Source organism: Arthrobacter sp. 05L428 (assembly GCF_056397665.1).
Genome location: NZ_JBFTNW010000002.1, coordinates 174,001 through 191,677, shown reverse-complemented (window position 1 = coordinate 191,677; position 17,677 = coordinate 174,001). Strand labels below are relative to the sequence as shown.

Genomic DNA, 17,677 nt, shown 5'->3' with positions numbered 1-17,677 from the left:
ACAGGGGCTTCGCGCGGGTGCTGTCCGGGATTCCAGACCCAACTGGCTAGCAGTTGTTGTCGTTTTGCGCAGCCATAACGACAACTACTGCGAGCCAGTTGGGCTGGGGCGGCCGTGGATCCGGACCGAGAGATCGTCCGCGACCTTCTTGACCCGCGCGGCCAGGACCGGCCACTGGTCCGTGGGCAGCTTGTCCTCCAGGAACGTCACGGCGACGGCGGCCGTCGGCCAGCCCGTGTGGTCCGTGACGGCGGCCGCGATCGAGCCGAAGCCGGGGGTCACTTCGCCGTGTTCGGTGGCGTAGCCCCGCTGCCGGACCTGGTCCAGATGCGAGGACAGTGCGGAGTACTTGGTGATCGGCGATTCGGTCTCGTGCCGGGCACTGAAGGCCGCGGCGTTCGGGTACAGCGCCCGGACCTGGGACTTCGGCAGCGCGGCCAGGATCGCCCGGCCGCTCGCGGTGAGGTGGCTGGGTAGCCGGACGCCGACGTCGGTCACGAGGGAGGGCCGGTTTTTCGCCCGCTCCTCGACGATGTAGAGCACGTCCCTGCCGTGCAGCACGGCGAGGTGGGCGCTCTCCCCGATCACGTCCACCAGCGTCGCAAGCATCGGCCGGCCGAGCCTGGAGAGCGGCTCCTGGCGGGAGTAGGCGGAGCTGAGCTCGAAGGCGCTGATGCCGAGCCCGTACCGCTGCTCCTCGTGCAGGTGCAGCACAAAACCGTTCGCCTCCATCACGCCGAGCAGATGGTAGACACTGGAGCGCGGCAGGCCCAGCGCGGTGGCAATGTTCGACGCCGCCATCGGCCCGCGCTTGGAGGCCAGCAGTTTCAGGATCCGCAGCGTGTTCTCGGCCGCCGGTACCTTGGACGCCGGCCTGGCGGCGGCCGGCCTGGCCGCAGCCGGCTTCGGCAGGGCACTGGGGGTTCCCACGGGCGGGGTGGTGGCGCTGGCGGCTGACATGTGGTCCTCTTCGTTTCGGGTGTGTCCGGTATCCCGTACTTAAGCATGCCCCCGGCTGTCCACCCTCAAGGACTCAGCGCATCTCACGTTGTCTGGAATACCAGACAATCATGCTAGACCGGGCGGGGGACTTCCGCCCCTAGCCCGGCCACGGGAGAAGGTGCTTCGCTGAACGAAGCCGCCGGAACATCAGGAGGACCGCCGTGCGCTGGATCGCAGGACTGTTCTTAATCGCCCACGGCCTCGTTCATCTCGCCATCTGGCTGCCGCGGCCGGACGAAAAGGCGCCGTTCGACGTCGGCCGGTCCCCCTTCGCCGGGGAGGTGCGCCGTCTCGCTGTTGCCCTGGCCATCGCCGCCGCGGCGGTACTGGGGCTGGCGGGCCTGGGACTCCTGGTGGCGGCGCCGAGGTGGATCCCGGTCACGGTAGCCGGGGCCGGAATCTCGGCCGCCCTGCTGGTGCTCACGTTCAACCCGTGGTGGCTGATCGGGCTGGGCATTAACGCAGCCATCATCGTCCTCGCCCTGCAGCAGCCCGGGTGACGGGTGTGGATACCCGGCGCACGGAGTTCCAGGGGGCGCAGCTGAAAGCGGTGAAGGCGGTCCATACCCTGGCGTGGTTCACGATCGAGGCGGCGATGGTCTATGTCCTGTACTCCGGGATCCGGGGACGCTCCGACCGGAGGGCGGGCGTCGCCGGCGCCGTGGTCTTCGCCGAAACCGCGGTCTTTGCGGGCAACGGCTTCCATTGCCCACTGACGGCGGTCGCTCAACGGCTCGGCGACAGCACCGGCTCCGTCACGGACATCTATTTGCCGAAGTGGTTTGCCCACAACCTCCCGGCGATCCACGTCCCGCTAATAGTCGCGGCGGTAGCGCTCCACTGGCGGAACCTTCGCCGTCAGCCCCGGTAGAGCCGGACCATCGCCGCCGCGGTGGCTGCCCTCAACCGCGACGGGTGCATCCCGTCGTTAGGCCGCCCCGCCGTCGCGCCTTCCCAGACGGCGGCCCAGAAAGCGTCGGGACCATTAGCGGCAGCGGCCGGCGGGCGCAGGTACCAGTCGAAGCCGCGCGGGCGGGGCGGCACGCCGGCATGAACCAGATAGGTGTCGATATCGTCGTCGATCGACTCCAGGTCCGCGTCGGTCAGGAGCGAGGGTTCCCGGGTCACGCGTCCGTCGCTGTATTGGGTAACGACGACGGTCTCACGGTTGCGGGGCGCGGCGGGGACCCGCACGACGTTTGGCGGACCGGCGGCCCACACCATAAGCGCACCCCAGCCGTTTTCGGGCGCCGGAATCCAGCCTTCGGGCGCGGTGGACGCCTGCCTGGCACCCCACGGATCCTCACTCATAGGCCCACCCTAACCATCTCGCCGGAATTCGTTGCCCCGAGTATCCCGTGACCGGGATCCAAGTGGTGGTCGGCGAAGAAGGGGTACGTGTTACGCGTGTTACTGGTGGGACGAGTTCGTACAGTGGGCGGACGGGGGCGCCGGAACGAAGACGGCAAGGCTGGGGAATCCGTCCACGTCGTTTCGGTCCCCCGTGAAGGAACTTCGTTCGCTGGCAAGGAGCAGCCCGATGCGCATTTCCCCAGCACGGCCAATCAGCACAGCCCAGCCCGCACGCCCGCAGCCGGCTGCCCGTGTCGCCCGGGCCTTGCGGCAGGCTGCACGCCGCGTCTACGAAGGCCGCGTCCCGTTCCGCATCGGCCAACTGGTCGTGGGCGACGACCCGTTCAATGGGCGCAGGGAAGGGACGGTCGAGGTCATCCGCGCCCCGTTCGTCGGCCTGCGCGTCCCCGGGACTCCCGCCGGAACCCTGTTCTACTTTGATCACCGCAACGTACGGCAACCCGAATAGGCAGACCAGGACGTCCTTTGCAGTCCGCTCCGGGAAGTCCTTCCGCATCCCCGACTCGGCGCTGCAGGACGGCATCCCACAGACCGCCACGACGACCATCTGGCAGCATCAAGCCGGCTGCTCGCCGGCCCGGGCCCCTACGCGGGCGGCTAAGCCTGCCGTTCGGCCCTCCGTCGGAAACCGCCCGGCCAGTCGGACCTCCGGATCCGGCCTAGTTCCTGAACCGGCCCCAGGTGCCCCCACTCGTCTCGCCCGAGCCGGGCCAGCGGCCCGAGCAGGTCGATGCGCGGGTGGCTGCCATCCAGGACATCGGCAGAGATCGCGGCGTGGGTGACCTCGCCGAACACCAGCACGCAGTCACCCATGGCCAGCGTCGAATGCAGGCGGCACTCCAGGGCCGCCGGCGACTCCGCCACCCGGGGCACGCTGACCGTCAGGCTGGCCTCCCGGGTGAGATTGGCGGCATCGAACTCGCTGACCTCCGGCGGGAAGTTGGTGCCGGTCGCGTTGACCTCGGCGAGGAAGTCGGCCGGCGCAAGATTGACCACAAATTCGCCTCGCGCGGAGATGTTCCGCAACGTGTCCTTCCGGCCTACCGAGGTGAACTGGATGATCGGCGGTGTCACCGACGCGACAGTGAAGAAGGAATGCGGAGCGAGGTTGTCCACCCCGTCGACGGAGGTGCTGGAGACCCAGGCAATAGGACGGGGCACGACGACGGCTGTCAGCAGCCGGTAAAACTCTGCGGAGGGCAAGTCGGCGGGGCTGAAATCCTTGCGCATGCCCCCAGCCTAGCGGCATGCCCCGCGGCGAAGCCGCCACCAAACCTGGCCCGGCTGACAGACAACTGACCCGCCCGGGCAGAGATGCCCGGGCGGGTCAGGGCCAGCGCGTCAGAGCCAGCGGGTCGGAGTTGTGAACGCCCTATCGGGCGGACCAGCCACCGTCCATGGTGTAGCTGGCGCCGGTGACCATGCCGGCGTCGTTCGAGGCCAGCCACGCCACCAGCGAGGCCACCTCCTCGGGTTCGACCAGCCGCTTCACGGCCGCCTCGGTGAGCATGATCTTGGCCAGCACCTCGGACTCCGGAATGCCGTGCACCTTGGCCTGGTCCGCAATCTGCGACTCGACCAGCGGCGTCCGGACATACCCGGGGTTGATGCAGTTGGACGTGACACCGTGGGCACCGCCCTCCAGCGCCGTCACCTTGCTCAGCCCTTCCAGGCCGTGCTTGGCGGAGACGTAGGCGCTCTTGAACGGCGAGGCCCGAAGCCCGTGGACCGACGACAGGTTAATGATCCGGCCGAAGCCGTTGGCGTACATGTGCGGCAACGCGGCCCGGATCAGCAGGAACGGCGCCTCAAGCATGAGGGTGACGATGCGGCGGAAATCTGCCGGATCAAAGTCCTCGATCGGGCTGATGCGCTGGATCCCGGCGTTGTTGACCAGGATGTCGCAATCCAGGCTGAGCGTCTGCAGGGCCTCGACGTCGAGCAGGTTCACCGCCCACGCGGTGCCCCCGACTTCGTCGGCGAGGGCGGTGGCGGCGGCTTCGTCGACGTCGGCAACCACCACCTTCGCGCCCCTGGCAGCGAGGGCACGGACGCTGGCAGCGCCGATCCCGCCCGCGCCGCCGGTGACCAATGCCTTGCGGCCGTTGAGTGTATTTTCCATTACCCAGCCTTCCAGTTCAGAGATTCACGGTCATCAGATTCAAGCAGTTCAGCGGACGTTCAAGCAGCTCAGCGGACGGCCGCTACTGCAAGGCCTTCACGTTCGGCGTCGGCCCGGTCCACGTCCTCGAGGGCGATGCCCTTGGTTTCCTTGAGGCTGAGCACTGCCACCGTGGTGATGGCGCAGGCCACCAGGAGGTAGATGGCGGTGGGCAGCCAGGAACCGGTGTCCTTGAGCCACGCGGTGGCCAGCAGCGGCGCGAGCGAGCCGGCGAAGATCGAGGTGACCTGCGAACCCAGCGAGACGCCCGCGTAACGCATCCGGGTCGGGAACAGCTCCGACATCAGCGCCGGCTGGCCGGCGTACATGAAGGCGTGCAGGCACAGGCCGATCGTCACGGCGAGCACGATGACGACGGGGTTGCGGGTGTCGAACATCGGGAAGGCGAAGAACGGCCAGGTGGCTCCGGTGATGGCTCCGACCAGGTAGACCGGCTTGCGGCCCCAGCTGTCCACAAGCCGTCCGACCTGCGGGATGACCAGGAAGTGGATGAGGTGGGCAATCAACAGGGCCAGCAGCAGCGAGGACGTGTCGTACTTGTGGACGCTCTTGAGGTAGACAATCGCGAAGCTCACCACCAGGTAGTACATGATGTTTTCCGCGAACCGGAGGCCCATGGCCTGCAGGATGCCCTTGGGATACTTGCGGATGACTTCGCGGACGCCGTAGCTGGCGGCCTGCTCCTGCTCCAGCTGCGCCTTGGCCTCGAGGAAGATCGGGGCTTCGGAGACGTTGGTGCGGATGTAGTAGCCGACGAACACGATCACCGCGGAGAGCCAGAACGCCACGCGCCAGCCCCAGCCGAGGAAGTCCGCGGCGCTGAGCACATTGGACATGATGAACAGGACCAGGGTGGCCAGCAGGTTGCCGACCGGGACCGCCGCCTGGGGCCAGCTGGACCAGAAGCCGCGGGACTCGTTGGGGCTGTGCTCGGCAACGAGCAGCACGGCGCCGCCCCATTCGCCGCCCAGCGCGAAGCCCTGGATGAAGCGCAGCGCCACCAGCAGGGCAGGCGCGAGGTAGCCGATGTCGACGAAGCCCGGGAGGCAGCCCATCAGGAAGGTGGACACACCGATGATCACGATGGTCAGCTGCAGGGTGGGCTTGCGGCCCAGCTTGTCGCCGATCTGGCCGAAGACGATGCCGCCGAGCGGGCGGGCGACGAAACCGACGGCGTAGGTCAGGAACGCCTGGATGATGCCGTCCAGTTCATTGCCGGTGGCGGGGAAGAAGTACTTGCCGAACACCAGGGTGGCGGCGGTGGCGTAGAGGAAGAATTCGTACCACTCCACGACGGTGCCGACCATCGATGCGGCGACGATTTTCTTCAGGCCTGCACCCTTGGTGGCTGCGGCGGGGGGTGTTGCGGAGCGTTGGTCTACGCTCATTTCGTTCTCCTTAGTGTCCACGATGACACGCGCCGTGATGCACAGCACTGAAAATGGGCTTCATCGAGTATTGCCGCAGATACCTTGCGGTTCAATGGCCAAACCGGCACGATGTATGTGCAGAATTGCAGATATGAATGCAAATCCCGACGACCTGCTGGTGCTGCTGGCGGTCTCGCGCTCGGCCAAATTTACGACGGCAGCCCAGGTCCTGGGCTTGAACCACACCACGGTCTCCCGCCGGATCGCTGCCCTGGAGAAGGCCCTCGGCGGCCGCGTGCTGTCGCGGGCCGCGGGCGGCTGGGAACTGACGGAACTCGGCGCCTCCGCGGTCGCCGTCGCCGAGCAGGTGGAAGGCGCCGTGCGCTCGCTCGAAAAGCCCGGCACGACGCCGGATCCCGTCACCGGCGTCGTGCGGATGACCGCCACCGACGGTTTCAGCGCCTACATCGCGGCCCCCGCGGTGGCCCGGCTGCGCCGCCACCACCCCGGGCTCAGCGTGGAGATCATCACGGTGACCCGGCGGGCGCTGCAGCAGCGCTCCGGCCTGGACATCGAGGTGGTGGTCGGCGAGCCGCAGGTGCATCGGGCCGAGGCGGCCCGGCTCGGCGAATACATGCTGGGGATGTACGCCTCGCGGAGCTACCTGGCCGAGTACGGGACGCCGCGCTCCGTGGACGAACTGGAGGCGCATCCGCTGGTCTACTTCGTCGATTCCATGCTCCAGGTGGACGACCTCGATGCCCCGCGGCGGCTGGTGCCGACCATGCGGGACGGGCTGAGTTCCACGAATGTCTTTGTCCACGTGGAGGCGACGCGGGCCGGGGCCGGAATCGGCTTCCTGCCCTGCTTCGCCGCGGACCTGCATCCGGACCTGGTCAGGCTGTTGCCGGATGAGTTCGCCGAACGGCTGCCCTACTGGATGGTCCTGCGGCCCGACTCGATGCGCCGGCCGGCCGTCGCCGCCGTGGTCCAGGCCCTGCGCGAGCAGACCGACGCTCACCGCGAGGCGCTGATGGGCCGGGGCGGGTACGCAGCGATTGCTCCGTAGGCGCCGTTTTGGGGCCGCAAAAGGGCCGTTACGGAGCTGTCGACGACGTCGGGACCGCGGCTTTCGGGTCCGCGGCTTTCGGGTTCGCCGACGTCGGGACTACCGCCAGCGGGACCGCCGCCTCCGGGTCGTGGCGGACGGCGGCGCCGGCGGCGAAGGCGCGCACCTTGGCATCGTGCCAGATGTGCGCCGGCACCGCGCCGCCCAGCAGGCGCCGTGCGAGGCCGGGGTCGTCGTCGAACGGCGCGTCGCTGCCGGCGATGATCATGTTGCCGTAGCGCCGGCCCTTGAGCATGGCCGGGTCGGCGATGATTACCGTGTGCTCGAAGGCCGCAGCGATCGTGGCAGCGTCTTCGCGCGCGTTGGCCAGCGCCGGGGCGTCGCCGGAATTCACCAGGTAGATCCCGCCGGGCGCCAGGACACGCTTGGCGTGGCCGGTGAATTCGCTGGTGGTGAGCGGCCGCGGGGTGACGGAGCCGGCGAAGACGTCGCGGATGATGAGGTCCCGCGTCTGCGGCGTGAGGCTCTCGGTAACCTCGCGGGCCTCCCCCACGCGCAGGCGCAGCAGCGGCGCCTTGGGCAAGTCGAACCAGCCGCGGACGTACTCGGCAAGTTTCCCGTCCAGCTCCACCACCACCTGCCGGGCGTCCGGATAGGCGGCGTGGAAGTAGCGCGCCAGCGAGCAGGCTCCCCCGCCCAGGTGCAGGGCACGCAGCTTCGGCCGGGTCGGCGGCGGCCAACGCGACTCCACCAGCGCCGCAATCCAGCGCATGTACTCGAAGTCAAGGAACAGCGGGTCGGCGAGGTCGATATGGGAGCTCATCACGCCGTTGATCCGCAGCAGCCACCCGGTCGAGTTGTCCTGGTCCGGGATCAGCTCGCAGTCGCCGGTGTCGATGTAGTAGACGCCCGCGACCGGGCCGTCCGGGCGGCTGCCCTTCGGCACTTCCACCACTCCCGGCGTCGACGTCCCGGCGTTTCGCCCGGCCGCCCTGCCGCGCTTTGCCATCAGCTATCCGCCATTCCGCTCATGGACCAACCCTAGCTGGCCAGCGACGGCCGATTTTCAAAATTTCCTTGTAATCAAATGCGAAGCGTGCTTACTATCTAATAGTAATCATGCTTACTATTCGCGTTCGGCGCTGCTGGTTTGCTAACCGGCAGCAGATCTACAAGGAAAGAGAGCGACGATGACAGAGAACCAATGGCCCCAGGACGGTAGCTACGGAACCCCGACGGCGACGCAGGGCACGGAGCTAGGTACAGAGCCGGCGCTGCGGCAGAGCTCGACGTTCCCGCCCGCCTCCACCGGGACGCCCTCGAAGACCGACACCGCCAGGGGCGAAGCCGGCGAGGTCAAGCAGCAGGCCGCGGAATCGGCCCAGAACGTCACCGAAACGGCAAAGGCCGAAGCGGCCAACGTGGCCGGCGAGGTCAAGAGCAACGCCAAGGACCTCATCAACCAGGCCCGGACGGACCTGACCGCCCAGGCCGGCACGCAGCAGCAGAAGGCTGCCCAGGGCCTGCGCTCCATTTCCAGCGAACTCCACACCATGGCTGAGGCCTCGGACCAGCCCGGCGTCGCGACCGACCTGATCCGCCAGGCCGCCGAGCGGTCACAGTCCGTGGCGACGTGGCTTGACAACCGCGACCCCGGTTCGTTGCTCAATGAGGTCAAGTCCTTCGCCCGCCAGCGGCCCGGCACCTTCCTGCTGGCCGCTGCCGGCGCCGGCATCCTGGCCGGACGCCTCAGCCGCAGCCTCAGCGCCGGGGCTCCAGATACGACGTCCACCGGCACCACCGGCACCCCGGCGCAGTACAGCGCCCCGGTCACCCGGGTGCCCGACGCCGGCGTCGCGGTCCCCCCGCCGCCGGTGACCTACCCGGAGACGACGACCGCCGGCGTAGCCGATACCTACCCGCCCAGCCCGCTTGAGGGCACCGGCGCGCACGCCGACCAGTGGGCTAACGACCCGCTGGCCGCCGATCCGTACCGCATTGATCCCACCGTCGACCCCGACCGTAAGGATCCGTTCGACGGAGGCCGTCGATGAGCAGCGAGATGCCCACGGGCGCCCCGATGCCTCCCACCGAGGCCCATGTGAAAGCGGAAACCAACTCCCTGGGCGATCTACTAGGTGACGTCACGCGGGACATGTCCACCCTGATGCGTCAGGAAGTGGAGCTCGCCAAGGCCGAACTGAAGCAGACCGCCGGCCGGGCCGGCAAGGGCGGCGGCATGTTCGCCGGTGCCGGCGTCGCAGGCCACTTCGTCCTGCTGTTCCTCTCCCTCGCCCTCTGGTGGGGTTTGGGAACGCTGATGGGGCTGGGATGGTCCGGCGTCGTCGTCGCGATCATCTGGGGCATCATCGGCGCCGTCCTGGCCTCGATGGGCCGCAAGGAACTCAAGGCGATGAAGGGCATGCCGCAGACCGCGGAAACCCTCCAGGAAATCCCCCCGACCCTCAAGCCCAGCCACTAGAGCGAGGAAAACACAATGACTGAAAACCCGGATGCCATCCGCGCCGACATTGAAGCAACCCGCGCCCGGCTCGGCACCAACGTCGACGCCGTGGCCGACAAGGTCACGCCGTCGCACATCGTCCAGCGCCAAACCGACAAGGTCAAGGACGCCGTCTTCGGAGTGAAGGAGAAAGTCATGGGAGCAGCCGACCACACCGCCGGCAACGTGCATTCCGCAGGCGGCAGTGCCGCCTGGCACCTGAACGACGCCGGCTCCGCCGTCGCCGACGCACCGCACCTGGCCAAGACCAAGACGCAGGGCAACCCGCTCGCGGCAGGGCTCATCGCCTTCGGCGCCGGCCTGCTGGTGTCCTCGCTGATCCCGGCGAGCCAGAAGGAACGCGAGGCAGCGGACGCCTTGAAGACGGCCGCCGAGCCGCTCACCACGGAGCTGACCGAAGCCGCGCAGCACGTGGCCGAGGGTCTGAAGGAGCCTGCCCAGGCCGCCATGGAGAACGTCAAGGCCACGGCCACCGACGCCGCCCAGAACGTCAAGGGTGAAGGCCAGACGGCCGTCGCCGACGTGAAGGACCGCGCGGCCGACGCCAAGGACAACGTCCAGCAGGCCTAGCCCGACCCGGAAGACGGCCGGTTGCCCTCGCTGACGCGCTGGGCAGCCGGCCGCTGCGCTTAACCACGAAAGAAGATTCCGATGGCCAAGAACCTCACCAAGGCGGACACTGGCTCCATGGACGACGCCGAAACCCCCGAGAGCAGCACCGCCAAGGCGCGCACTGCCCCCGCCCCGGACGACGCGCGCAAGCCGGACCGCCCCACCGATGTCACCAAGCCCTCCTGGAAGTACATCGCCAAGAAGACCCTGCGGGAATTCACCAAAGACCAGTGCCCCGACCTCGCGGCGTCGCTGACCTACTACTCGGTGCTCTCAATCTTCCCGGCGCTCCTGGCGCTGGTGTCCCTGCTGGGTCTCTTCGGAGACGCCCAGAAAACCACCTCGGCGCTGCTGGACATCGTCCAGGGCATCGCACCCGGCCAGACCGTGGACACGATCCGCCCGGTAGTCGAAGAACTGGCCAGCTCCTCGGCCGCGGGCCTGACGTTCATCGTGGGCCTCCTCACCGCCCTCTGGTCCGCCTCCGGCTATGTCGGGGCGTTCGGGCGGGCCATGAACCGGGTGTATGAGACCGACGAGGGCCGGCCGTTCCTGAAGCTGCGCGGCACCATGCTCGGTGTCACGGTCGTCAACCTGCTGATCGTCGTCGTGCTGGCCGCGATGCTCGTGCTCAGCGGCCCGGTGGCCGAGTCCGTCGGAAACATCATCGGTCTGGGCGGGGCGTTCCTGGCCGTCTGGAACATCGCCAAGTGGCCGGTGATGCTGGTGCTCGTGATCGTGGCTATTGCCATCCTCTACTACGCCACCCCCAACGTTAAGCAGCCCAAATTCCGCTGGATGAGCATGGGATCGGCGATCGCCCTGGTGGTCTTCCTGCTGGCATCCCTGGCGTTCGGCTTCTACGTGGCCTACTCCAACAGCTACAACAAGACCTACGGTGCAATCGGCGGCGTCATCATCGCGCTGCTCTGGCTGTGGATCCTGAACATGTCGCTGCTCTTCGGCGCCGAGTTCGACGCCGAAACCGAACGCGGCCGCCAGCTCCAGGCCGGCATCGAGGCCGAGGAAGCCATCCAGCTGCCGCCGCGCGACACGAAGAAGAGCGACAAGCTGCAGGCCAAGGAGGAAGAGGACATCCGCCGCGGACGGGAGCTGCGGGAAGAACATAGCGGCCCCGAACGGGCGGGGGACTAAAGCCCCTAGCCGTCCCGTTCCCCGCACCGGTAGTACTGGGGGACGCACCGCTGGGGAGTGCTACGTCCGCCTACCCGGGAGGATCCATGCCGGCACCCGCAGCAGGTCCCCGGCCCGCCGCCGTCGCCGTGGGCTACGACGGCTCCGAATCCTCTCAACTCGCTGTCCGCTGGGCCGCCGACCACGCCGCCCTCCGGGGAGTCCCCCTGCGGGTGGTCCACGCCTGGGTCTGGCCGATGTTCACCAAGGACCTGGGACCCGTCAAAGGCGTGGCCGGCAGCGGCCTCCGGCATTCCGCCGAGACCATCCTCGCCGAGGGCGTGGGGCTGGCCCACGGCGTTGACCCCGGGCTCGCCGTCGACGGTGTCATGGAGGCCGGACTGCCCGCACAGGTCCTGCGCCGGGCCGCCGCGGACGCCTCCCTCCTTGTGGTGGGTAGCCGGGGTATAGGCGGCGTGCTCGGCCACCTCGCCGGCTCGGTCTGCCTGGAGCTGGCCGGCGCCGCCCCGTGCCCGCTGATGGTGGTCCGCCGTCCGCACCTGCCCGGCAGGCCCGTCGTCGTCGGCGTCGATGCCGCGGCCCACAGCTCGGCGGTGCTGGCCGACGCCGCCCGCCTCGCCGTCGCAATGGGCGCCGAGTTGCAGCTGATCCATGTTGATCCGGACCATGGCGGCGACCTGGCGGAGCACGGCCGCCACGCCCCGCTCCACGGCGCGGAACTGCTGGAGTACTCCCTCGGCGAAGCAGGGAGACTCGCCCCCGGGCTGGCAGTCTCCGGCACGCTGAAGGAGGGCCGGGCGGCGGCCAAGGAACTCGTGGAGGCAGCCGAAGATGCGGATGTGCTGGTGCTGGGCACCCACAACCGCGGCGGAGGCATTGGCAACACCGTCTCGGCGGTGCTGCACAAGGCGGCCTGCAACGTCATGATCACGCGCTGATTCCGGCCCCGGGATCACGGCCGCCGCAGCCCGGGTCAGGAAGATGAGCCAGAAGGGGAGGCCCTGTGCGAGCCTGGTGGGTTGCGCAGCCCGGACCAATCGCGACGGGTCCGCTGGTATCCGGCGAGCGCCCGGACCCCAGCCCCGGCCACGGGGAAGTCCTTTTGCGCGTGCGGGTGTGCGGGGTGTGCCGCACGGACTTGCACCTGGCCGAAGGCGAGCTGGCCCCCAGACGGGCCGGCGTCGTTCCCGGGCACGAAGTGATCGGCGAGGTGATCGGCGCCGGCCCGGGCGCGGACCGGTTCCGCCCGGGCGAGCGGGTGGGAGTGGCCTGGCTCGGCGGCACCTGCCGGTCCTGCCTGTTCTGCCTGCGCGGGCAGGAAAACCTGTGCCTGTCCCCCACCTTTACGGGCTGGGACCGCGACGGCGGCTACGCCGAACTCATCACCGTCGCCGAGGACTTCGCCTACCGGGTGCCCGAAATCTTCCCGGATGAGGAGGCGGCTCCGCTGCTGTGCGCGGGCATCATCGGCTACCGCGCCCTGAGCCGGGCGGAACTGCCGATCGGCGGCCGGCTGGGCATTTACGGCTTCGGCGCCTCGGCCCACCTCGCCGCACAGATTGCGCTCTACCAGGGGGCCCGGGTCTACGTCATGACGCGGTCTCCCGAAGCCCGCCGCCTCGCCCTGGACCTCGGCGCCACCTTCGCCGGCGGAGCCGAGGATGAGCCCCCGGACCCCCTCGACTCCGCCATCCTCTTCGCTCCCGCCGGGACCCTCGTGCCGCCGGCGCTGCGTGCCCTCGACCGTGGCGGAACCCTCGCCGTCGCCGGCATCCACCTCAGCGACATTCCGCCGCTGCACTACGCCGCCGAGCTGTTCCAGGAGCGCCAACTGCGCAGCGTCACCGCCAACACCAGGGCCGACGGCGAGGAGTTCTTCCGGCTCGCCGCTGAGATTCCGCTGCGCCCCACCACGGTGGCCTACCCCTTCGACGCCGCAGACCAGGCGCTGCGGGACCTCGCCGGGGACCAGGTGACCGGCGCCGCCGTCATCCGCGTGGCCTCCTGAAGCAGGCCCCGCCCAACTGGCTCGCAGTTGTTGTCGTTTTGAGGGCTCAAAACGACAACAACTGCCAGCTAGTTGGGTGCGGAATCGGCGCGGAGGAATTCATGCTGTTCGCCGGCCCGCAGCAGCACCTTCCGGGGGCCAACCCGGACCAGCACGGGGGCGGCGTCCCCGGGGGCGGCGGAGACCATGAGCCGGTCCGTTTCCAGATGCACCGCCAGCAGCTGGTCGCGGTAGCGGACCTGGAACTCGACCCGGCGCAGTTCAGCCGGGAGCCTGGGCGTGAAGTCGAGGGCGTCCCGGGTGATCCGCAGTCCAGCGAAGCTGCGCTGGACGACGTCGATCGAGCCGGCCATGGCGCCCAGGTGGATGCCCGAGCTCGTGGTCCCGCCCTGGGTATCGTCCAGGTCCGCGTCCAAGGCTTCGCGGAACGTGGCCCACGCCCGCTCAGGATCCCGTTGCGCGAGGACCGAGGCGTGCGCCACCCGGCTGAGCGTGGAGCCGTGCGCGGTCCGGGCCAGGTAGAAGTCCACGGTCGCGGCCATCTGGGCGGCGGTGACGGTGTAGCCCATCCGGCCGAGGAATCCCACGAGCTGGTCCTCGCCCAGGACGTAGAGCAGCATCAGGACGTCGGCCTGTTTGGCCAGCCGGTAGTGGTTGGTGCTGTCCCCTTCGGCTTCCAGGATCAGGTCCAGCCGTTCAATGTTGCGGTAGCTGCGGCGGTAGTGGGTCCAGTCCAGTTCCCGGAGCGCGCCATAGCCGGCGAACTGGCTGATGATGCCGTCCCCGTGGAAGGGCACGAACATGCGCCGGCTCAGCCGCTCCCAGCCAGCGATTTCCGCTGCCGTAATGCCGAGCCTGGCCCGGAGGTCCTCCATGTCGAACCCCTGGACGGAGCGCATAATCCACTCCGCCTGGTCGAACACCCACGCGGCCATGATGTTGGTGTAGGCGTTGTCGTCGAGGCCTCCGCCCGGGTTGCCCTGGGTGCCGGTGTGGTACTCATCCGGCCCCATCACACCCCTGAGATGGAACCGGTCCTCGATGGCGTCGTAGTCCGCCATCGAGGCGAACAGGCGGGCGACGTCGACAATGAGTTCCGCGCCGTGCTGGGTCAGCCAGCCGCGGTCCTGGGTGGCCTCGAAGTACTGCCAGGCGTTGTAGGCCACGGCCAGGCCCACATGGCGCTGGAGGTGCGAGTAGTCCGGCATCCAGTGCCCGGACAGCTTGTTGAAGAGCAGCTTGGGCGTCTGCTCGGTGCCGTCGCTGCCGCTCTGCCAGGGGAACAGCGCGCCCCGCAGCCCGGCCGCCCGCGCCGCATCCCGGGCCGTGCCGAGCCGGCGCCAGCGGTAGTCGACGAGCTCCCGCGCGAGCGAGGGCAGCCGGGAGTTCAGCACCGGCAGGACAAACAGTTCGTCCCAGAAGACATGCCCGCGGTAGCCCTCTCCGTGCAGTCCGCGGGCCGGCACGCCCGCGTCCAGCTCGGCGGTGTGCGTCGTCAGTGTCTGCAGCAGGTGGAACACGTGCAGGTTCAGGATCAGCTGCGCCTGCGACGGGGCGTCGGACTCGATGATGAACGGAGCCAGCAGCAGGGACCAGGCCTTCTCATGCTCCGCCAGCAGCGCCTCGAAGCCGCCCGCGCGCGCCAGCACCGCCTCCGCCCCGGTCAGCGGAGAGGAAACCGCGTGGTCCCGGGAGCTGGCGACCCCCACCGTCTTGGTCACCGTCACCGCTGTCCCGTCCGCGGCCGCCACCTCGAAGCGGTGCGCGTACAGGCCGCCAAGCTGCTCGAAGGCGGAGTTAGCCGGCCCTGACACCTCGGTGCGGACCGCCAGGGCGATGCCGACCCGGCTCTGGCTGGTCTGCACCTGGACGTTCAGCACGACGGCGCCCCGTCGGGCAGTACTCTGCCCGCGGGCGGTGTGCCCCCGGGCGGACTGCCCACCGGCGCTCCGCCCACCGGCGGACTCCCCACCGTCGGATTCCGTCACCTGCACCGCCGTCAGGTGCCGGTTGGACAGCTGAGCGTCCTCCGGGACGTTGGAGTTGGTCACGTCCGTGTCGCAGCCGCTGCGGACGCTGATGCTGCCGCTCCAGCCGTCCGCGGTCAGCACCGTCTCCAGCGCGGCTAGGTGCGGCTCCGCCATCGACACAAGGCGGCGCTGCACCAGCCTCAGCCGCCGGCCGGCGTCGTCCTCCAGCAGCGCCTCCCGGGTGAGCAGCGCGCGTTTGAGGTCCAGGGTGCGGCGCTCCTGCTTGAGCACCAGGCCTCCCTCCGACCACCAGGCGCCGCCCTCGATCCGCAGGTCAAGGTGCAGCCAGTCCGGAATGTTCACCATGTGCTCGTCCACCGTCTTCTGGCCCTCCACGACGCTGGCCAGCCGGTTGTAGACCCCTGCCAGGTAGCTCCCGCGGTAGTGGATCTCACCGCCGCGGTGCTCCGGCGCCGCACCCCGGGTGGCCATGTAGCCGTTGCCCAGCGTGGTCAGCGCCTCCCGGTGCCCTTCGTGGGCCGGGTCGAAACCCTCGTAGACCAGCATCCAGGGGTGCGTGATGACCAGGCCGATGTCCAGTTCGCTGACGTCTTCGACCACGATGTCGGCGCCGGCGGTTTCCAGTTCGGCCCGCCGGCCGGTCCGGTCGATCCCGACGACGAGCCCGAAGCCGCCGCGGCGGCCCGCTTCGACCCCGGCGACGGCCGCTTCGATGACCATGGCCCGGCCGGGCGGGATGTCCAGCCGCCGCACCGCTTCGAGGGCCAGGGCCGGCGACGGCTTGCCGGGGATGGCCTGCCGCAGCGCCGCCTGGCCGTCCGCGACATGGTCGAAAAAGCCTTCCAGGCCGACGGTGGCGAGCAGCGCGCCCGCGTTGGGCGCCGACGTGGCCAGCAGCACCGGAATCCGGCCGGCCCGGAGCCGTTCCAGCAGGGCCAGGGTGCCGGGGAAGGCCCGGGGCGGCTGGCCGCGCAGCAGTTGGCCGAAGAGTTCGTCCTGGCGTTTCCCGAGTCCGAATGCCGTCCAGTCGCCCGGACCATCCGCCGGCGAACCCGGCGGAAGCGAGACGCCGCGCGAGGCCAGGAACGCCGAGGCAGCCTCGGCGGGCGTCCTGCCTTCGATGTAAAGGGTGTAGTCGGCGTCGGCAATCGGGTCCCGGCGGGCGCGCGACGGCAACCGGGGGTCCCGGAAGACGTCATCGAGGAGCCGCTTCCAGGCAGCGGCACGGAGTTCCGCGGTATCAAGCACCACGCCGTCCAGTTCAAAGACCACCGCGTCGACGGGTGCCAGGGCAGCTGCAACTGTGGGCGACTCCGTCATGCGTTATTCGTAGCAGTCATCCCCGTCGGGGAACAGTGGCGGTCGGCCCGGTTACGGGCGGTCAGCCGAGGAGCGCGTCCAGGGTCGTGAAGCCGTAACCGGCCTGGCGGATCCGGTTGATGAGTTGCGGCAGCGCGTCGGCGTCCAGGGTGGTGCCGTCGTCGGGGTTGGAGCCGATGTGCATCAGGACGATCTCCCCTGGCTGCAGGCCGGCGAGCGCCCGGTCGGCGACGATCTGGACCGTAACGCCGCCGCTGGAGCCCTTCCAGCCGAGGGTGTCGACCGTCCAGCGCACCGGCAGGTAGCCCCGCGCGTTCACGGCGGCGATGGTCCGTGCGTCCCGCTCGCCGAACGGGAAGCGGAAAAGCGGCCGGGAATCCGCGCCTCCGGCCGTGATAGCGGCCTGCGCGCCGGCGAGCTGCTGGGCGATCTGGGCGTCGGTGAGGGAGGTGAACCCCGGATGCGTCATCGAGTGGTTGCCCACCCGGTGGCCGGCGGCCACGATCGAGGCGACGCCCGCGGGGTTGGCGCTGGCCCAGTTGCCCGTCAGGAAGAACGTTGCCCGCACTCCGGCGGCGCCGAGGGTGCGCAGAATGCTGGGCAGGCCCGCCGAATTGGCCCCGGCGTCGAAAGTCAGGGCAACCACGCGGCCCGCGCCGGGGATGACCTCGACGTCGGCGCCCCGGAGCGCCGCGGGGAACGGGGCAGCGGGTGTCGGGGGCGGCGGGGGCGGCGGCGCCTGGGTCACGGGCGCCGTCGTGACCGTCGGAGGGATCGGAGCGGCGCTCGACGGCGGCAGGGGCGACCGGCTTGGCGTCGCAGCGGGTGAGGGGGTGCCCGGCGCAGTGCGCGTCGGCGAAGAGGTAACGGAAGCCGACGCCGCGCCGGTGGCCGGGGCCGTCGACGGAGCGGCGGCAGGGGGTCCCCCGGAGAGCACAACTGCCGTCACCACCGCGCCGACCACCAGCAGCACCGCAGCCACCAGCGCAAGCACCCGGCGCCGGCGCCCGGCGAAGATCGACCACATGCCTCACCATGGCACCACAGGCCCCAGTGGGGTAGGGCTGAAA

General features: G+C 69.5%; 18 protein-coding genes. 10 read left to right on the top strand and 8 right to left on the bottom strand.

Features of this window, described 5'->3' with window-relative positions; genetic code table 11:
- Positions 1-84: 84 nt before the first annotated feature.
- The gene (locus AC1DH3_RS07245) at positions 85-960 is read right to left on the bottom strand and encodes an IclR family transcriptional regulator (RefSeq protein WP_476908936.1); all 876 of its coding nucleotides are present in this window, start codon (positions 958-960) and stop codon (positions 85-87) included.
- Positions 961-1,163: 203 nt separating this feature from the next.
- On the opposite strand from AC1DH3_RS07245, the gene AC1DH3_RS07240 reads away from it, so the two are divergent.
- Both AC1DH3_RS07240 and AC1DH3_RS07235 read left to right on the top strand, forming a co-directional pair.
- Entirely contained in the window at positions 1,164-1,502 is a 339-nt protein-coding gene (locus AC1DH3_RS07240) for a hypothetical protein (RefSeq protein WP_476908935.1), read from the top strand.
- Positions 1,499-1,873, top strand: a complete 375-nt coding sequence (locus tag AC1DH3_RS07235) for a hypothetical protein (RefSeq protein ID WP_476908934.1) — start codon at positions 1,499-1,501, stop codon at positions 1,871-1,873. Before AC1DH3_RS07240 ends, AC1DH3_RS07235 begins: the two co-directional genes overlap by 4 nt.
- On the opposite strand, the gene AC1DH3_RS07230 is transcribed toward AC1DH3_RS07235, so the two are convergent.
- Positions 1,861-2,313: a DUF5956 family protein gene (locus tag AC1DH3_RS07230; RefSeq protein ID WP_476908933.1), complete on the bottom strand. Its 453-nt coding sequence runs from the start codon at positions 2,311-2,313 to the stop codon at positions 1,861-1,863. The genes AC1DH3_RS07235 and AC1DH3_RS07230 overlap by 13 nt on opposite strands.
- Positions 2,314-2,542: 229 nt before the next feature.
- Between AC1DH3_RS07230 and AC1DH3_RS07225 the strand changes: the two genes are divergently transcribed.
- The gene (locus AC1DH3_RS07225; protein WP_476908932.1) at positions 2,543-2,824 is read left to right on the top strand and encodes a hypothetical protein; all 282 of its coding nucleotides are present in this window, start codon (positions 2,543-2,545) and stop codon (positions 2,822-2,824) included.
- Positions 2,825-2,973: 149 nt separating this feature from the next.
- On the opposite strand, the gene AC1DH3_RS07220 is transcribed toward AC1DH3_RS07225, so the two are convergent.
- The 3 genes from AC1DH3_RS07220 to AC1DH3_RS07210 form a co-directional block, all read right to left on the bottom strand.
- Positions 2,974-3,606, bottom strand: coding sequence for a flavin reductase family protein (locus tag AC1DH3_RS07220; protein WP_476908931.1), 633 nt, complete (start codon positions 3,604-3,606; stop codon positions 2,974-2,976).
- Between the two features lie 142 nt (positions 3,607-3,748).
- Positions 3,749-4,498, bottom strand: a complete 750-nt coding sequence (locus AC1DH3_RS07215) for a 3-hydroxybutyrate dehydrogenase (protein ID WP_175322546.1) — start codon at positions 4,496-4,498, stop codon at positions 3,749-3,751.
- A 68-nt stretch (positions 4,499-4,566) separates the two neighbouring features.
- Positions 4,567-5,946 carry an MFS transporter gene (locus tag AC1DH3_RS07210; protein ID WP_441418010.1) on the bottom strand — a complete coding sequence of 460 codons (1,380 nt, stop codon included), beginning with the start codon at positions 5,944-5,946 and terminating at the stop codon, positions 4,567-4,569.
- A 133-nt stretch (positions 5,947-6,079) separates the two neighbouring features.
- Between AC1DH3_RS07210 and AC1DH3_RS07205 the strand changes: the two genes are divergently transcribed.
- Entirely contained in the window at positions 6,080-6,997 is a 918-nt protein-coding gene (locus AC1DH3_RS07205; RefSeq protein WP_476892931.1) for a LysR family transcriptional regulator, read from the top strand.
- Positions 6,998-7,025: 28 nt separating this feature from the next.
- Here AC1DH3_RS07205 and AC1DH3_RS07200 read toward each other — a convergent pair whose 3' ends face one another.
- Positions 7,026-8,006: a spermidine synthase gene (locus tag AC1DH3_RS07200; protein ID WP_441418012.1), complete on the bottom strand. Its 981-nt coding sequence runs from the start codon at positions 8,004-8,006 to the stop codon at positions 7,026-7,028.
- A 181-nt stretch (positions 8,007-8,187) separates the two neighbouring features.
- On the opposite strand from AC1DH3_RS07200, the gene AC1DH3_RS07195 reads away from it, so the two are divergent.
- The 6 genes from AC1DH3_RS07195 (at position 8,188) to AC1DH3_RS07170 (ending at position 13,296) form a co-directional block, all read left to right on the top strand.
- A complete protein-coding gene (locus AC1DH3_RS07195) occupies positions 8,188-9,051 on the top strand; it encodes a hypothetical protein (protein WP_441418013.1) in 864 nt (287 codons plus the stop codon).
- Complete coding sequence (locus AC1DH3_RS07190) at positions 9,048-9,479, top strand: phage holin family protein (protein WP_441418014.1); 432 nt, start codon at positions 9,048-9,050, stop codon at positions 9,477-9,479. Before AC1DH3_RS07195 ends, AC1DH3_RS07190 begins: the two co-directional genes overlap by 4 nt.
- Positions 9,480-9,494: 15 nt before the next feature.
- Positions 9,495-10,091, top strand: coding sequence for a DUF3618 domain-containing protein (locus tag AC1DH3_RS07185; RefSeq protein ID WP_441418015.1), 597 nt, complete (start codon positions 9,495-9,497; stop codon positions 10,089-10,091).
- Positions 10,092-10,172: 81 nt separating this feature from the next.
- The gene (locus tag AC1DH3_RS07180; RefSeq protein WP_441418016.1) at positions 10,173-11,288 is read left to right on the top strand and encodes a YihY/virulence factor BrkB family protein; all 1,116 of its coding nucleotides are present in this window, start codon (positions 10,173-10,175) and stop codon (positions 11,286-11,288) included.
- A gap of 86 nt (positions 11,289-11,374) precedes the next feature.
- The gene (locus AC1DH3_RS07175; protein ID WP_476908930.1) at positions 11,375-12,226 is read left to right on the top strand and encodes a universal stress protein; all 852 of its coding nucleotides are present in this window, start codon (positions 11,375-11,377) and stop codon (positions 12,224-12,226) included.
- A 65-nt stretch (positions 12,227-12,291) separates the two neighbouring features.
- Positions 12,292-13,296, top strand: coding sequence for a zinc-dependent alcohol dehydrogenase family protein (locus tag AC1DH3_RS07170; protein ID WP_476908929.1), 1,005 nt, complete (start codon positions 12,292-12,294; stop codon positions 13,294-13,296).
- A gap of 68 nt (positions 13,297-13,364) precedes the next feature.
- Here the strand turns inward: AC1DH3_RS07170 and AC1DH3_RS07165 are convergent, their stop codons facing one another.
- Positions 13,365-16,607 carry an HAD family hydrolase gene (locus AC1DH3_RS07165; protein ID WP_476908928.1) on the bottom strand — a complete coding sequence of 1,081 codons (3,243 nt, stop codon included), beginning with the start codon at positions 16,605-16,607 and terminating at the stop codon, positions 13,365-13,367.
- Positions 16,608-16,668: 61 nt separating this feature from the next.
- A complete protein-coding gene (locus tag AC1DH3_RS07160) occupies positions 16,669-17,634 on the bottom strand; it encodes a polysaccharide deacetylase family protein (protein ID WP_476908927.1) in 966 nt (321 codons plus the stop codon).
- Positions 17,635-17,677: the final 43 nt, after the last annotated feature.

Coding starts and splice junctions, on each gene's coding strand:
- AC1DH3_RS07245 (WP_476908936.1), bottom strand. CDS start 960: ATGTCAGCCGCCAGCGCCACCACCCCGCCCGTGGGAACCCCCAGTGCC.
- AC1DH3_RS07230 (WP_476908933.1), bottom strand. CDS start 2,313: ATGAGTGAGGATCCGTGGGGTGCCAGGCAGGCGTCCACCGCGCCCGAA.
- AC1DH3_RS07225 (WP_476908932.1), top strand. CDS start 2,543: ATGCGCATTTCCCCAGCACGGCCAATCAGCACAGCCCAGCCCGCACGC.
- AC1DH3_RS07220 (WP_476908931.1), bottom strand. CDS start 3,606: ATGCGCAAGGATTTCAGCCCCGCCGACTTGCCCTCCGCAGAGTTTTAC.
- AC1DH3_RS07215 (WP_175322546.1), bottom strand. CDS start 4,498: ATGGAAAATACACTCAACGGCCGCAAGGCATTGGTCACCGGCGGCGCG.
- AC1DH3_RS07210 (WP_441418010.1), bottom strand. CDS start 5,946: ATGAGCGTAGACCAACGCTCCGCAACACCCCCCGCCGCAGCCACCAAG.
- AC1DH3_RS07205 (WP_476892931.1), top strand. CDS start 6,080: ATGAATGCAAATCCCGACGACCTGCTGGTGCTGCTGGCGGTCTCGCGC.
- AC1DH3_RS07200 (WP_441418012.1), bottom strand. CDS start 8,006: ATGGCAAAGCGCGGCAGGGCGGCCGGGCGAAACGCCGGGACGTCGACG.
- AC1DH3_RS07195 (WP_441418013.1), top strand. CDS start 8,188: ATGACAGAGAACCAATGGCCCCAGGACGGTAGCTACGGAACCCCGACG.
- AC1DH3_RS07190 (WP_441418014.1), top strand. CDS start 9,048: ATGAGCAGCGAGATGCCCACGGGCGCCCCGATGCCTCCCACCGAGGCC.
- AC1DH3_RS07185 (WP_441418015.1), top strand. CDS start 9,495: ATGACTGAAAACCCGGATGCCATCCGCGCCGACATTGAAGCAACCCGC.
- AC1DH3_RS07180 (WP_441418016.1), top strand. CDS start 10,173: ATGGCCAAGAACCTCACCAAGGCGGACACTGGCTCCATGGACGACGCC.
- AC1DH3_RS07175 (WP_476908930.1), top strand. CDS start 11,375: ATGCCGGCACCCGCAGCAGGTCCCCGGCCCGCCGCCGTCGCCGTGGGC.
- AC1DH3_RS07165 (WP_476908928.1), bottom strand. CDS start 16,607: ATGACGGAGTCGCCCACAGTTGCAGCTGCCCTGGCACCCGTCGACGCG.
- AC1DH3_RS07160 (WP_476908927.1), bottom strand. CDS start 17,634: ATGTGGTCGATCTTCGCCGGGCGCCGGCGCCGGGTGCTTGCGCTGGTG.